At 34.5% G+C, this 15,038-nt stretch carries 14 protein-coding genes; 8 read left to right on the top strand and 6 right to left on the bottom strand.

Features of this window, described 5'->3' with window-relative positions:
• Window positions 1-105: 105 nt before the first annotated feature.
• The 8 genes from BD809_RS11550 (at window position 106) to miaA (ending at window position 9,131) form a co-directional block, all read left to right on the top strand.
• On the top strand, window positions 106-1,071 hold the full coding sequence (locus BD809_RS11550; RefSeq protein ID WP_148783130.1) for a Gfo/Idh/MocA family protein: 966 nt from the start codon (window positions 106-108) through the stop codon (window positions 1,069-1,071).
• Window positions 1,072-1,097: 26 nt separating this feature from the next.
• Window positions 1,098-1,988 carry a 3-hydroxybutyryl-CoA dehydrogenase gene (locus BD809_RS11555; RefSeq protein ID WP_148783131.1) on the top strand — a complete coding sequence of 297 codons (891 nt, stop codon included), beginning with the start codon at window positions 1,098-1,100 and terminating at the stop codon, window positions 1,986-1,988.
• 12 nt (window positions 1,989-2,000) lie between these two features.
• Window positions 2,001-3,242, top strand: coding sequence for a DUF1015 domain-containing protein (locus BD809_RS11560; protein WP_148783132.1), 1,242 nt, complete (start codon window positions 2,001-2,003; stop codon window positions 3,240-3,242).
• Window positions 3,243-3,313: 71 nt separating this feature from the next.
• Window positions 3,314-3,976, top strand: a complete 663-nt coding sequence (locus BD809_RS11565) for a YggS family pyridoxal phosphate-dependent enzyme (protein ID WP_148783133.1) — start codon at window positions 3,314-3,316, stop codon at window positions 3,974-3,976.
• A gap of 57 nt (window positions 3,977-4,033) precedes the next feature.
• Window positions 4,034-5,407, top strand: coding sequence for an exonuclease domain-containing protein (locus tag BD809_RS11570; protein ID WP_148783134.1), 1,374 nt, complete (start codon window positions 4,034-4,036; stop codon window positions 5,405-5,407).
• Window positions 5,400-7,370 carry a DUF3857 domain-containing protein gene (locus tag BD809_RS11575; RefSeq protein WP_148783135.1) on the top strand — a complete coding sequence of 657 codons (1,971 nt, stop codon included), beginning with the start codon at window positions 5,400-5,402 and terminating at the stop codon, window positions 7,368-7,370. Before BD809_RS11570 ends, BD809_RS11575 begins: the two co-directional genes overlap by 8 nt.
• A 29-nt stretch (window positions 7,371-7,399) precedes the next feature.
• Window positions 7,400-8,233, top strand: coding sequence for an ion transporter (locus BD809_RS11580; protein ID WP_148783136.1), 834 nt, complete (start codon window positions 7,400-7,402; stop codon window positions 8,231-8,233).
• A complete protein-coding gene (miaA, locus tag BD809_RS11585) occupies window positions 8,226-9,131 on the top strand; it encodes a tRNA (adenosine(37)-N6)-dimethylallyltransferase MiaA (RefSeq protein WP_148783137.1) in 906 nt (301 codons plus the stop codon). Before BD809_RS11580 ends, miaA begins: the two co-directional genes overlap by 8 nt.
• 55 nt (window positions 9,132-9,186) lie before the next feature.
• Here miaA and BD809_RS11590 read toward each other — a convergent pair whose 3' ends face one another.
• The 6 genes from BD809_RS11590 to BD809_RS11615 form a co-directional block, all read right to left on the bottom strand.
• Window positions 9,187-9,900: a response regulator transcription factor gene (locus tag BD809_RS11590; RefSeq protein WP_148783138.1), complete on the bottom strand. Its 714-nt coding sequence runs from the start codon at window positions 9,898-9,900 to the stop codon at window positions 9,187-9,189.
• A gap of 4 nt (window positions 9,901-9,904) precedes the next feature.
• A complete protein-coding gene (locus BD809_RS11595; protein WP_148783139.1) occupies window positions 9,905-11,473 on the bottom strand; it encodes a sensor histidine kinase in 1,569 nt (522 codons plus the stop codon).
• An 84-nt stretch (window positions 11,474-11,557) separates the two neighbouring features.
• Window positions 11,558-12,136 carry a dephospho-CoA kinase gene (gene coaE / locus BD809_RS11600; RefSeq protein ID WP_148783140.1) on the bottom strand — a complete coding sequence of 193 codons (579 nt, stop codon included), beginning with the start codon at window positions 12,134-12,136 and terminating at the stop codon, window positions 11,558-11,560.
• A complete protein-coding gene (locus tag BD809_RS11605; RefSeq protein ID WP_148783141.1) occupies window positions 12,133-13,083 on the bottom strand; it encodes a CdaR family protein in 951 nt (316 codons plus the stop codon). The genes coaE and BD809_RS11605 overlap by 4 nt, the downstream gene beginning before the upstream one ends.
• 19 nt (window positions 13,084-13,102) lie before the next feature.
• On the bottom strand, window positions 13,103-14,095 hold the full coding sequence (locus tag BD809_RS11610; protein WP_148783142.1) for a glycosyltransferase: 993 nt from the start codon (window positions 14,093-14,095) through the stop codon (window positions 13,103-13,105).
• 78 nt (window positions 14,096-14,173) lie between these two features.
• The gene (locus BD809_RS11615) at window positions 14,174-14,992 is read right to left on the bottom strand and encodes an enoyl-ACP reductase FabI (protein WP_148783143.1); all 819 of its coding nucleotides are present in this window, start codon (window positions 14,990-14,992) and stop codon (window positions 14,174-14,176) included.
• Between the last annotated feature and the right edge of the window lie 46 nt (window positions 14,993-15,038).

Below are 15,038 nucleotides of genomic sequence, written 5' to 3' on the forward strand. Positions count from 1 at the left end.
AAGGATTTCCTAACAAATTTGGCATAAAACGAATATTTTGCATTTTACGATCAAATAGGAATCAAAATTTATAAATAATACTATTTTTGTGTAAAACTTTGAATTATGCTCAAAGCCGGAGTATTAGGTGCTGGACACCTTGGAAAAATCCATTTAAGACTTTTAGAACAATCCGAAAATTATCAACTTATAGGATTTTATGATCCGAATCTTGAACAAGCACAAGCCATCGTAGATGAATTTGGGTATCGATTATTTGATTCTGCCGAAGCACTTATTGCAGCCGTGGATATGGTGGATATTGTAACCCCAACCTTTGCTCATTTTGATGTCGCAAAACAAGCGATTGAAGCTGGAAAACATATTTTTATAGAGAAACCTATAACGAATACTGTTGAAGAGGCAGATATTTTAATCGCACTAGCCAAAAAACATAAGGTAAAAGGACAAGTAGGTCATGTGGAGCGCTTTAATCCTGCTTTTACCTCGGTTGCTTCAAAAATCGAGAACCCTATGTTCATAGAAACACATCGCTTGGCAGAGTTTAATCCGCGGGGTACGGATGTGCCTGTAGTTTTAGATCTAATGATCCACGATATTGATGCTATATTGAGCGTTGTAAAATCAGACGTTAAACAGATCAGTGCCAGCGGCGTCTCGGTTATTAGTGAAACTCCGGATATTGCAAATGCACGCATCGAGTTTGAGAATGGATGTGTTGCCAACCTCACAGCTAGTAGAATCTCTTTGAAAAACATGAGAAAATCCAGATTTTTTCAAAAGGATGCATACATCTCTGTTGACTTTTTTGAAAAGAAATGTGAAGTGGTAAAAATGAAAGAAGCTCCGGAACATCCGGATGATTTTGCCATGATTTTACAGAATGCAGAAGGGATTAAAAAGCAAATCTATTTTGATAATCCAGAAGTATCGACTAATAATGCAATCTTAGATGAGTTAAATTATTTTGCAGAAGCAGTTAAAAATGATACTATGCCAATAGTGTCGCTTGAGGATGGAGCCAGAGCATTACAAGTAGCTTTGCAAATCATCTCATGTTTTAAAAAATAAATACATAGTTAATTAATACACATACAATGAAAAATATAGCAATTATAGGCGCAGGAACAATGGGTAACGGTATTGCACATACATTTGCTCAAACAGGTTTCAAGGTTAATTTAATCGACATATCTGATGCTGCATTGGAGCGCGGCATGTCGACTATCACTAAGAATCTTGACCGTATGGTAGCTAAAGAAAAAATTACTACCGCTGATAAAGATGCAACGCTTGCTAATATAACCACCATAACTTCTATAGAAGAAGGTGTAGAAAATGCAGATTTGGTTGTTGAGGCAGCTACAGAGAATGTGGATCTTAAATTGAAAATCTTTAAAGATTTAGATACTACTTGTCCAGAAAAAACAATTCTGGCTACCAATACTTCTTCAATTTCTATAACACAAATTGCAGCGGTTACAAATCGTCCCGAGCGTGTAATAGGAATGCATTTTATGAATCCTGTACCAATCATGAAATTAGTCGAAATTATACGAGGTTATAATACTACCGATGATGTCACAAACCAAATTATGGAGATGTCCAAAAAATTAGGTAAAATTCCGGTTGAGGTTAATGATTACCCCGGTTTTGTTGCTAATCGAATTTTAATGCCTATGATTAATGAATCTATTGAAACATTATACAATGGTGTTGCTGGTGTTTCAGAAATTGATACAGTGATGAAATTGGGTATGGCACATCCTATGGGACCATTACAATTGGCTGATTTTATAGGATTAGATGTTTGTTTATCTATTTTAGAAGTGATGTATAATGGATTTAAAAATCCTAAGTACGCTCCATGTCCTTTACTGGTAAATATGGTGCGTGCCGGTAAATTAGGGGTAAAAAGTGGTGAAGGTTTTTACAATTATGCTGAGAGTCGCAAAGCAGAGAAAGTTTCAGCACAATTTAGTTCTTAAAACAATTTTATAATGGCAAAGGTACATCCATTCAAAGCAGTTCGCCCAACACGTGATAAAGTTAGTTTGATCGCTTCAAGATCTTATCAAAGCTACACGCCTGATGAGCGCGACTCACGAATGGATTACAATCCTTTCTCATTTTTACACATCATCAATCCCGGTTACAAATACCACAAAGAGATTTCCGGAGAAGAACGCTATAAACTTGTACGGAACCGATATTTAGAGTTTAAAGAAGAACAGATTTTTCAAAAAGAAAGTACCCCCTGTTATTACGTGTACAAAATTGTAAATCGTGAACAACGCTCTTTTTGTGGTATTATCGCAGCTACAAGTGCTGAAGATTACGAACAAAATGTAATTAAAAAACATGAAGACACGCTACAGGAAAGGGAGCATACTTTTAAAGAGTATTTAAAGACAGTAGGCTTTAATGCCGAACCCGTCTTACTTACGTATCCGGATAATGATGAAATCAGCAATATCATTTTTGAGGTGATTCAGGAGCGTGCCGAATACGAGTTTACAACAACATACAGAGACACGCATTTCTTATGGGTAATTGACAGTAAAAAACTGATAAAACGTCTAAAAGAAGCTTTTGCCACTATTGATGCAGTCTATATTGCAGATGGCCACCATCGATCCTCTTCTTCACATCTTTTAACCGAGGATATGAAAAAAGAAAATCCGGAACATAAAGGTACCGAAACTTATAACTTTTTTATGAGTTATTTAATTCCTGAATCACATCTTAAAATTTTTGAATTTAATCGTCTTGTCAAAGGACTGAATGGTTTGAGCAAAGAAGAGTTCTTGATAAAATTGGATGAGTGGTATCGGATAGAAAACAGAGGTATTGACATTTATAAACCCTCCAAAAAACATCATTTCAGTATGTATCTGGATGGTGAATTCTATTCCCTTTATCTAAGAAAGACCAAGTATGAATTTACAGATGCCCTTGCTGAACTCGATGCTCAAATTTTATTTAAAACTATTTTAGATCCTATCTTAAATATAAAAGATCTGCGTACTGACAATCGTATTGAATATTCACATGGAAAAAAAGGCTTTGTGTACGTAAAGAGTAAAGTAGATTGTGGAGATTTTACTGTTGGTTTTGGTTTATTTCCAGCGACAGTCGATCAAATGAAAAATATTGCCGATCAAGGTTTGACTATGCCTCCAAAAAGCACCTATATAGAACCGAAATTACGTAGTGGAGTAACTATATATGAATATGAGTAGTAAACCTAGCAATAGTTATTGATCTCTCTATATAATACGCTATATCTTGAAAAAAGGTATCTTTGCAGCTTATGAGTAGTATTCAAAATAAATTACATGAAATAAAAAACAGCTTGCCCGAATCTATTACCTTGGTGGCTGTATCCAAAACAAAGCCTATTGCTGATTTAATGGAAGCGTATACCACTGGGCAACGTGTTTTTGGAGAGAATAAAATTCAAGAAATGACGGATAAATGGGAGGCAATGCCCAAGGATATCCAATGGCATATGATTGGTCATGTACAAACCAATAAGGTAAAGTATATGGCTCCTTATGTAAGCTTAATACACGCCGTTGACAGCATCAAATTACTAAAAGAGATCAACAAACAAGCTATAAAAAATAACCGAACAATAAATTGCCTTCTCCAGATCAAAATTGCCGAAGAAGATTCAAAGTTTGGACTAGACAAAGATCGTGCTATTGAATTACTAAATTCTGACACCTTCAAAGCTTTTAAAAATGTCAAGGTAATTGGTCTGATGGGTATGGCAACAAATACTGATAACCAAAAACAGATTGCTACCGAGTTTGACTTTATTCACACCTTTTATCAGGACTTAACAAAAGTATATCCGGAGTTTACAACTTTATCTATTGGGATGAGCGGAGATTATCCTCTTGCCGTTGAACGTGGCAGTACTATGGTGCGAGTGGGAAGTAAAATTTTTGGAGAACGAATTTACAAGTAATTTAAAACTTATTTACCAGGAGTGTAAAACAAGGTCTAAAACTCCGTTATCAATTTTATGTACGCAATATTAGATATAGAAACTACGGGAGGAAAGTATAATGAAGAAGGAATTACTGAAATTGCTATCTACAAATTTGATGGTCAGGAAGTAGTTGATCAATTTATCACATTAATAAATCCCGAAAAGCCCATACAACCATTTGTAGTTAACTTAACCGGGATTAATAATAATATGCTTCGTAATGCTCCTAAGTTCTATGAGATCGCTAAACGCATTGTAGAAATAACTCAAGATTGTATTCTTGTGGCACACAACGCGAGTTTTGATTATAGGATTTTGCGAACTGAGTTTAGTAGACTAGGGTTTGAATATGAACGTCAATCGTTGTGCACCGTCGAATTGAGTCAAGAGCTTATTCCGAATCAACCTTCCTATAGTTTAGGAAAATTAGTGCGAAGCCTGGGTATCCCCCTATCCGACCGTCACCGCGCCAATGGAGATGCTTTAGCTACAATAAAGCTATTCAAGCTACTGCTAGCTAAGGACACAAAGAAAACCATTATAACCCAATCAGTTCGCACTGAAACTAAAAAACAGGTTAACGGTAAGCTTTTAAAAATTTTGGACGATATTCCGGCAGTAACGGGCGTGTACTATATACACAATGCAGCAGGAACAATCATTTATATTGGTAAAAGTAAAAATATTAAAAACAGACTCAATCAGCATTTTACCAGTGAAAACAAAAAGTCTAGAAAAATTCAGGAAGAAGTTGATCGTGTAACTTTTGAAACTACAGGTAGTGAATTGGTTGCTTTGCTAAAAGAAGCACAAGAAATTAGAGTCAATAAGCCGGCTTACAATAGAACATCTCGTAAAGCAAAATTTGATTATGGACTGTATCAAAGTCTTGATCATAATGGTTACATGAACCTGCAAGTCCATAAATTACTGAAAGACGTCGCACCAATAACGACTTTCACCAATAGGCAACAGGCAAAATCCTATATGCACCGTTGGACCGATGAGTTTAATTTATGTCAGCGATACATGGGTTTAGATTCAGGAAATGGCGAGTGTTCTGGAACACATACTGATAAGTGTCAAAAGGCTTGTACATGCCAAGAAACTGCAGAATCTTATAATCGAAGAGTTCAACAATTGATTGAGCGTAACTCGTTTGCAATAAATGATATGATTATTATTGATCGAGGACGTGCAATTGACGAACAAAGCGCAATTTTAATAGAAGCAGGAGAGTTTAAGGGTATCGGCTTTTTTAATTTAAACTATCAAATCCAAAAAATTGATATCTTAAAAACTATTATCACCCCAATGCAACACGATGCAGACATCCAGCATATCATACAAAGCTATACAAGAAAACATAAACGTTTAAAAATTATAAAACCAACTTATAATGACTAAAATTACTCATATCTTATTATTTTTCCTTTTAAGTTCATCACTTTTTTCCCAAGAAACATATAATTATAGAAATATCCTTGTTAGTAATTCTGATTTGAACAATACTTCATATGATAAAGATAGTACCGCAAATGCATTTTTCATCTATGAAAAAGGATATAGTCGGATACAAAATGGTAATAAATACAACTTACTAACAGACTACGAGGCTAAAATAAAAATTTTGAATGAGCAAGGATTTGAGCATTCTACCGTAGAATTTGTTTTGTATCGAAACAAGGCAAGAAAAGAACGTTACAGAAATTTAGAAGCCTTCACACATAACATTGATGATGGAAAAATAACCAAAATCAGTATCCAGAAAGATCAAATTTTCGAAGAAATTTATAACGAAAATTATACTGTTGTTAAATTCACTTTTCCGCAGGTGCAGCCTGGTTCTGTACTAACTTATAAATACCAAATTGAATCTCCATTCATATTTAATTTTAATGGCTGGGACTTTCAAAATTCTCTTCCAAAAATGTACAGTGAGTACGTATCGGATCTTCCTGGAAATTACCATTATAACATAGGTTTAGTTGGAACTTTAAAATTAGAAACTAACAAATCGTCCATCATAAAAAATTGTCTCGAAGTTGGCATGGGAGGGGCTTCCGACTGTGTTCACAATACCTATGTTATGAAAGATATCCCAGCTTTTAAGACTGAGAAATATATGACTGCCAAAAAAAATTATTTCTCTCGTATCAAATATGAACTAAAAGTGTTCAAAGGTTTTGATGGAAGCGTTAAGAAGTATAGTGAAACATGGAAAAATGTTGACAGGCAATTACAAAAAGAACGAACAATAGGCCTTCAACTAAAGAAAGTAAAATCAACAAAGGATATTTTCCCAGATTCGCTACAGGTACTTCCTAATACTCTATCAAAAGCTAAAAAACTATATACCTATTTCACAGAAAACTACGTATGGAACAATAAATATGAAATTTTCAGATATGGTGATATACAAGATGTTTTGAAAACTAAAACTGGAAACGTTGCTGGAATTAATATTCTACTTCATAACGCCCTAAAACAACAAGGCTTTAAAGTCAATTCTATTCTATTGTCAACTAGAGAAAATGGCTATGCAACAAAAAATTATCCAATATTAACTGATTTCAACTATATAATCGTACAGATATCAATTAACGGTAAGAAATATTTATTAGATGGAACAGAAAAAGCTCTAACCTTTGGAGAAATCCCATATAGATGTTTGAATCAATACGGAAGGCTTTTAGATTTTAAAAATGGTAGTTCATGGGTGGATTTAAAACCTACTCAACGATCTCTTCACTTCTTCAAAGAAGAAATCAAACTAGACAAGGAGCTCAACTTAATGGGGGTTGCCAAATATACCTACCTAGGGTACCCCGGCTTTTATAAAAGAAAAAAAATAGACCAAATTGGCAAAGATGCGTTTATAGAACAAATAAAATCTCGCAATGTTGATTTAACTATACATGATCTTAAATTATATAATAGAAAAAATTCAGACAAGCCCTTTGAAGAAGAGTTTTCATTTAATAGGTTAGCAGAAGAAATAGATGGCCTAATTTATGTAAGACCATTTACAAAGCCTTTTTTTAAAGAAAATCCTTTCAAGCTAACTGAAAGAAGTTTCCCTGTAGATTTCGGATTTAAGGACACCTACACATATTCTATATCCCTTGAAATTCCAGACAAATATAATTTTATTGACACGCCCAAAAATTCATACTATTCCATTCCAAATAATTTGGGAAAAGTCGGGGTAAGTTATAACCAGAACGGCCAACAGCTTTTAATCACTTATAGAATTAATTTTAATTCTTCATATTACCCTACAGAATATTACCCTATACTTAAAAAGTTTTTTGAATTAGTCGTTAATATAGAAAATAACACTTTCATTACGATTAGTAAAGAAAGTTAATTTTATTTACTTTTATTTAAAACTAAGCCTTGACTGAAAACATCAAAAAAAACTGGAGAGAGAAAATTCATGAAATAATTTATGAAGCAGATACTCCTGCAGGTAAATTGTTTGATGTTGTCTTACTAATCTTAATTATTCTGAGCATCATTTTTGTAATGATGGAAAGTGTCAAAGGTTTGTCTGAAAAAATGTACGATTTTCTGTTGTACGCAGAATGGATCATTACAATTTTCTTTACTATTGAGTATATAGCCCGAGTAATCTCTATTAAAAAAGCAACATCTTATATATTCAGCTTTTACGGTATCATTGATCTTTTATCGACCATTCCGCTATATTTATCTTTTTTCATACTTGGGTCTAATGCGTTGCTAACGGTTCGTGCACTACGTTTACTAAGAGTTTTTCGAATATTAAAAATTACGAGATATATCGGAGAAGCTAATAAACTGACCAGAGCATTAAAAGATAGTCGACCTAAAATTTTAGTTTTCCTATTTGCAGTCTTGGTACTTTGTATCATAATGGGAACCCTCATGTATATCGTAGAAGGAGAAGAAAGCGGATTTAAAAATATCCCTGTGAGTGTATATTGGTGTATTGTAACCCTTACCACCGTTGGTTTTGGGGATATCGCTCCTGTCACCCCACTCGGACAGCTGATAGCTGCAATCATTATGATCATGGGTTATGGTATTATTGCTGTGCCTACAGGTATTGTTAGTGCAGAATATGCCGCAAATAAAAAAACTATTCCTCTGCGCAACAACACACAGGTTTGCTCAAACTGTAATGAAGATAAGCATCAAAATGATGCAAAATATTGTCATAACTGCGGATACACACTTTTTAATGAATAAAAATTTAATAGTCGTAACCGGAACAACTGCTATTGGCAAGACAAGTTTAGCTATCGCTATCGCAAAGCATCTAAAGTGCGAGATTATCTCTGCAGATAGTCGACAATTCTTTAAAGAAATGAATATAGGTACCGCTGTACCTTCTCCAGAAGAATTAGCCGCTATTCCTCATCATTTTATTCAACATCGCAGCATACACGAACCTTATAGCGTGGGAGATTTTGAAAAAGATGCGATGCAATTAATTACTTCCCTTTTCCAAGCAAATAAAAATATAGTTCTGGTCGGTGGTTCCGGCTTGTATATTAATGCAATTGTCAATGGGTTGGATGAATTTCCGGAAGTTGATGAAACTACTAAATCTCAAATTCAGCAGCTCTATAATGAAAAAGGAATAACAGCCTTACAGGAGCAATTAAAACTTCTTGATCCGATGTATTATAATAAAGTGGATCTTCTTAACACACATCGTGTCATGCGTGCTGTAGAAGTAAGCTTAAGTAGTGGTCAACCCTATTCTTCTTTTTTAACCAAAAACAAAAAAACCAGACCTTTTAAGTGCATTAAAATTGGTCTCACCGCCGAAAGATCTATTATTTACGATAGAATCAACTATCGCGTAGATCAAATGGTGAACGAAGGTCTTGTGACCGAAGTTTCGACTTTATATGAGTATAGAAATTTAAATGCACTAAATACAGTGGGCTACAAAGAACTGTTCTCATATCTAGACAAAAAATGGGAACTAGACTTTGCTATTAGTGAGATCAAAAAAAATACACGTAGATTTGCAAAAAGACAGCTCACGTGGTTTAAAAAAGATAAAGAAATAACATGGTTTGATATCGACACGAATCGTGAAGAAATTTTATCCTTCATTGAAAAAAACTCGTTGTAGATTATTCGTTACAACAACGAGTTTCTTCCTCAAAAGATTACCGTTAAAACTTTTCTTAGGCTTCCTCGTTTCTTACAACAAGTCTGAACCCTTCTCCGTGGATGTTAAGAATCTCCACATTGTCATCTTTTTTAAGGTATTTTCTCAATTTTGCGATATATACATCCATACTTCTGGAAGTAAAATAGTTATCATCTCGCCAGATCTTTGTCAATGCTAATTCTCTTGGCATTAAATCATTAAGATGTAAAGCCAGTAGACGTAAAAGCTCATTCTCTTTAGGTGATAATTTGATCGCCTCTTCATCCTTATAGGTCAAAAATCTAAGTTTAGAATTTAAGTGAAACCCTCCAACATTAAATTCAAACTGCTTACTGTCAGCAATTGATTCAGTGCTTTTGCGCTGCATGATTGCTTGAATTTTCATCAATAAAACTTCACTGTCGAACGGTTTGTTCAAATAGTCATCTGCTCCTACTTTATATCCTTTAAGAACATCCTCTTTCATTGCCTTTGCAGTCAAGAAGATGATAGGAATCTCTTCATTTTTATCTCTGATTTCTTTAGCTAGAGTAAATCCATCCTTGTAAGGCATCATAACATCGAGAATACACATGTCATAATCGTCCTTTTTGAATTTTTCGAAGCCTTCCATACCATTCTTGGCATGAACCACATCATAATCGTTCATAATAAGATAGTCCTTTAACACTGTTCCAAAGTTTGGATCATCCTCTACAAGTAAAATCTTTTTGTTCTCTGTTTCCATATTTTTAAGATATTAACGGTAATTTAATTATAAAAGTGGAGCCTTTTCCTTTTTCGCTCTCCACCCATATTTGACCATGATGGTCATCTACAACTCTTTTTACATAGGTTAATCCCAAACCATGCCCTTTGACATTGTGAAGATCTCCCGTATGTTCTCTAAAAAATTTTTCAAATATTTTCTTTTGAGCAATTTTGCTCATACCAATACCCTGGTCTCTTATTTTAACTATAATACTGTTCTTGGCATTTTCTGTATATACATCTATTTTTGGAGCACCTTCAGAATATTTAACTGCATTGTCGAGTATATTCACAAGCACATTGGTAAAGTGATTATCATTAGCCAACACAGATGATTTTAACGCACCTAAATGCGTCTTAATATAACCTCCACTATCCTCAACCAACAGCGACACATGTGTAATGGCATCTTCTATAAGATCATGAAGTTTCATCCGCTCTTTGGGTATGTTCAATTCATTTTTCTCTAATTGAGATATTCTAAGAACATTCTCTACTTGAGCATGCATTCTTTTATTTTCTTCCCGGATCATATTCATATAACGCTTTACCTTATCCGGGTTGCTTCCAATTTTTGGATTTTTTATCGAATCTAACGCCAGATTTATAGTCGCTATAGGTGTCTTAAGTTCATGCGTCATATTGTTGATGAAATCTGTCTTAATTTGCGAAATTTGACGCTGTTGCATAAGTTGGGATAAAGCGCTGGAATAGGCAACTACAATAATCAATGTAAACACAATGGATAATAACGCCATACTTCTGATTGAAGAAAGCACATATTGTTTTTTATCTGTAAACTTTACGTACAATTGATATTTACTTTCGCCATCCTGATTGACAAACAACGGAACAGCATATGTATTGGCATAATCTAAACTAAAATCCTCAGACCGAATTTTGGTTGCCAAGGCATTACTATAAATGGCATATTCAAAATCCACGTTGATGTCGCGCTCCTCTAACTCTCTCTGAATCATCGATCGAATTTCTTTCTTATCTACTCTGCGATGAATAGGTATATAACTAGCAATATCACTTACAACAATCTCATAATCCATGCGTTGCAAATCAGTTAGGCTCTTTATACGCTGCATCTTGAGTTTTGACTTCTTACTAGACTTTTCTTCTTTTCCTTCTTCAGAAACAATATCCGCAGTACGATTTAAAATATCTTTTAACTTGATCGTATCTATATCAAAATTAATAAAAGAAGAAAAAAGCTTATAATCATCCTCTAATGCACCATTATTGTATGAAAACGTTCTGTTGGTTCTTTTATCTATACTAATATTAAGAAGCTGTCTAATAGTTGAATCATCAGGCTCCTCAATACTATCCAAAATTTCTTTTAAGGGATAGTATATTTCTTCAAATTCGTTATACTGAATTTTATTGGATACAGTAATAAGTACCTGCTTGGCATTAAACGAAAATTGTTCCTCATTATTAACAACCGTATTGTTTATCCAATACCCTTGAACAAAAATAATCCCGATCAGTGACAGACTCATTAGGATTATTAGCAATACGAATATCCTTTTATTCATAGACCAAAAGTAAGACTTTAACATTTACCTACTTTACGGTTTAACCAAATGTTAACAAAATGGGCTAATCCCACTATAATCGCCTTACTCCATGAACTTTTGATGAAGCTCCAGCACCTGTTTTTTGGCTTCTTTAAGGTCAATATTTTGAATAACAAAGTCGGCTAAAGGAATTTTTTGACTATCCTTCCATTGGTTATTCATACGCTGTTTTACCTTCTCAACAGAAGTGTCATCACGATCTAAAACACGTTGGATACGAAGTTCTTCGGGAGCGGTTACAAGAATTGTATGATCACATTGCTCTTGGCCTTTATTTTCAAATAAGATCGCAACCTCTTTGATACCATATCTGGCGTTTTGCCGGTTTTTCCAATTTTCAAAGTGCCGTGCTACTGCCGGATGTACAATGGCATTTAGTTTTTCTAATAACGCTTTATCCTTAAAAACTTTATCGGCAATAAATGTCCGATTAAGAGCGCCTTCTATATAAGCCTTTACTCCAAAAAGATTTATTAAAGCACGTTGTACCTTTGGGTCGTTATTCATTAATTTCTTAGCCTCGATATCTGCTATATAGACGGGCACGCCAAGGCTTTTAAACATATTTGCAATCGTTGATTTACCGCTTCCTATGCCACCTGTTAACCCAACAATTTTCATTCTTTATTCACTATTACAAATTGAATTTGTTTTTCCTGCAATCGAACGTCATGTATTTTTTCCGGAGATTTTATGAGTTTCAAAAAAAGAAACGCGTTATTTTCAGAGGCCTCTCTATAATCTGCAATCACTTTGAAGTCTCGTTCTGAGATATCATCATATTTATCTAGACCTACTCTATAAACAATTTTAACTTCTTTAGGAAAAATCTTTACTTCTTCGTTCTCTGGCACATTTTCCAAAATTATAGGAACATTCTGACTCCCCTCAGTAAATTTACTTACTGATACCGAAGCGTTTATAATTCTAGGAACAACATTTACCACCTCCTGCAGACTGTCCATTTTTATTGGCACCTCTTCCTCCCAATTCGATTTTAGTCCGTCCACGGTAAGTGAGGTCGTCACTACATAATTAATTGAGTCTAATACTTGTTTAATACCACTAAGCATTATAGAATCCGGTTGAATCTCCAGACCTTCACTACTTCCATATCCGGCAGCATATTTTAAGCTCACATTGGGACGTACAGGTACTTTTTTATCAAAAATTGTATGTAATTTTAAAAAGACAGTATCTTTTTGAAGGTCGATCACATTTCCCTTGAATTCTAATTTCCGTTTAATAAAATCACCTTTTTTATCTAACGCAAACACATATTCATTTGACCTCTTTTTTGCACTCTCTTTATAATCAAAAACAAGTTCGGGTGTAGTCCAGCTATGTGCTATTAATCGAAAACCATTGCCACCCAAAGTAACCAACAATTTTGCATCACTAGTAGGATCTATAGCCTTATCGTCTGGGATATTAATATAAACAATATCCGCTTCGAGCGTACGTGTGTAGTTTTTTGAGAATTGAATAAATAGCCAAAGTATAGATGTCGCAACCAAAAAAAACAGAAAAACCTTTACATTGTTTCTTTTAAATGAAAATCTATTCATACGTTATTTTCTAAAATTCTTATTTAAAAAAAAGCTTTTTAAATTGCTTTTTAGGATCTCTTTTCAACAGATGAATATAATAATAAGATTTTAAGAATCCACTACCATATCCATAAAACTGAATAAGAGCAGCGGACACAGACATACACGCGATTCCAAAATTCGAGTATTTCTGCAAGGCGCTCACCCATAGTATAAAAAGATAGACCCCTAAAAACGCTAAGGGAACCCAAGTGGAAAAGAAAGCTACTATTATGGAAGCTATGACGAACAAAATAAAAAAAGCAGGAAACCAATACGTTAGTTTAGCCGTCTTAGGGTGCCATAAATTTAGAATAGGTCGCACTAATCCAAACTTGTTTACTTGGATATAAAATTTATGCCATGAAATACGTCTTTTATGAAACACCTTAGCCTCTTCGATTAAAGCTGTTTCATATCCTTGTTTCCATAACCTGATAGTTAAGTCCGGATCCTCACCGGGATGGATATCTCCAAATCCCTGAGTAGCATTAAACGCTTCTCTGGACAACCCCATATTAAAGCTACGCGGTTGAAACTTACCTACAGCACTTTTTTTACCTCGTATACCACCGGTAGTTAAGTAAGACGTCATACTAAAACTTATTGCCTTTTGCAGCTTTGAAAATTTTACATGTGCATCATCAGGTCCTCCATAACAATGCACAAATGAAGTAGACAAATATTTATCTACAGCTAACAGATAGTCGCTAGGCAGAATAACATCGCTGTCGAGAATAATAAAATAATCCCCTGTTGCTCTTAGCATACCGTAATTTCTGGAATCACCCGGCCCCGTATTTTGCTTCTCATAATAACTAATGTCTAATTGGTTATGGAAACATGCTATACATTCTTTTGAATCCTCCGTTGATCCATCTTCGACAATTACTATTTCATAAGGCTTGTCAAAGGTTAAGGCTACCATACTCTCCAACAGTTCAAAAATCTCCTGCGGACGGTTATAAACAGGAATTATAAAAGAATACATAGACAACTATTTTTTAATAAACAGAAAAATCCCATCAAGTTTCTTGAATGGGATTTTGAGAGATATTTAAATTATATTTTAATTTTCTTCTGTAAATTTTTGCATGACCATTTCACTTACGCCCACGTTAGAGAATCCTCCATCATGAAATAAGTTTTGAAGGGTCACTTTCTTAGTTAAATCAGAAAACAAAGTAATAGTATAATCCGCACATTCTAAAGCGCTCGCATTACCTAGTGGTGACATTTTATCTGCATACTCGATGAATCCATCAAATCCTTTCACTCCTTTCCCTGCAGTTGTTGCGGTTGGTGACTGGGAAATTGTGTTTACACGAACTTTTTTATCCCGGCCAAAGAAATATCCAAAACTACGTGCAATAGACTCAAGATACGCTTTGTTATCAGCCATATCATTATAATCCGGGAACACTCGCTGTGCAGCCATATAGGTTAAAGCTACAATGCTTCCCCACTCGGTCATAGCATCCTTTTTATATAAGGTTTGCATTGTTTTATGAAAAGAAAGTGCTGAAACATCCCATCCTTTTTGGCTCCAATCATAATTAAGATCCGTATAGTGACGACCTTTTCTTACATTCACTGACATCCCAATAGAATGCAGCACGAAGTCTAATTTTCCACCAAGTATTTCAACCGATTTTTCAACCAAATTTTCCAAATCTTCTAGAGACGTAGCATCCGCAGGAACAATTTGAGAATTAGTCTTCTCTGCCAGTTGATTAATAGCTCCCATACGCATCGCTACCGGAGCGTTGGTAAGCACAAATGTAGCTCCTTCTTCGTGAGCTCTCTCTGCTGTTTTCCAAGCAATAGAATTTTCATCTAATGCTCCAAAAATTATTCCTCGTTTACCTTTTAGTAAGTTGTGTGACATTTAATAATAAATTAAAATATGTTCTACGAGTGGTAAAGATAACAAA

Source organism: Aquimarina intermedia, assembly GCF_008124785.1.
GTDB lineage: Bacteria > Bacteroidota > Bacteroidia > Flavobacteriales > Flavobacteriaceae > Aquimarina > Aquimarina intermedia.

What these genes read in the sequence shown, in the direction of transcription:
- BD809_RS11550 (WP_148783130.1), top strand. Translation starts at nt 106, where the DNA reads ATGCTCAAAGCCGGAGTATTAGGTGCTGGACACCTTGGAAAAATCCAT.
- BD809_RS11555 (WP_148783131.1), top strand. Translation starts at nt 1,098, where the DNA reads ATGAAAAATATAGCAATTATAGGCGCAGGAACAATGGGTAACGGTATT.
- BD809_RS11560 (WP_148783132.1), top strand. Translation starts at nt 2,001, where the DNA reads ATGGCAAAGGTACATCCATTCAAAGCAGTTCGCCCAACACGTGATAAA.
- BD809_RS11565 (WP_148783133.1), top strand. Translation starts at nt 3,314, where the DNA reads ATGAGTAGTATTCAAAATAAATTACATGAAATAAAAAACAGCTTGCCC.
- BD809_RS11570 (WP_148783134.1), top strand. Translation starts at nt 4,034, where the DNA reads ATGTACGCAATATTAGATATAGAAACTACGGGAGGAAAGTATAATGAA.
- BD809_RS11575 (WP_148783135.1), top strand. Translation starts at nt 5,400, where the DNA reads ATGACTAAAATTACTCATATCTTATTATTTTTCCTTTTAAGTTCATCA.
- miaA (WP_148783137.1), top strand. Translation starts at nt 8,226, where the DNA reads ATGAATAAAAATTTAATAGTCGTAACCGGAACAACTGCTATTGGCAAG.
- BD809_RS11590 (WP_148783138.1), bottom strand. Translation starts at nt 9,900, where the DNA reads ATGGAAACAGAGAACAAAAAGATTTTACTTGTAGAGGATGATCCAAAC.
- BD809_RS11595 (WP_148783139.1), bottom strand. Translation starts at nt 11,473, where the DNA reads ATGAATAAAAGGATATTCGTATTGCTAATAATCCTAATGAGTCTGTCA.
- coaE (WP_148783140.1), bottom strand. Translation starts at nt 12,136, where the DNA reads ATGAAAATTGTTGGGTTAACAGGTGGCATAGGAAGCGGTAAATCAACG.
- BD809_RS11605 (WP_148783141.1), bottom strand. Translation starts at nt 13,083, where the DNA reads ATGAATAGATTTTCATTTAAAAGAAACAATGTAAAGGTTTTTCTGTTT.
- BD809_RS11610 (WP_148783142.1), bottom strand. Translation starts at nt 14,095, where the DNA reads ATGTATTCTTTTATAATTCCTGTTTATAACCGTCCGCAGGAGATTTTT.
- BD809_RS11615 (WP_148783143.1), bottom strand. Translation starts at nt 14,992, where the DNA reads ATGTCACACAACTTACTAAAAGGTAAACGAGGAATAATTTTTGGAGCA.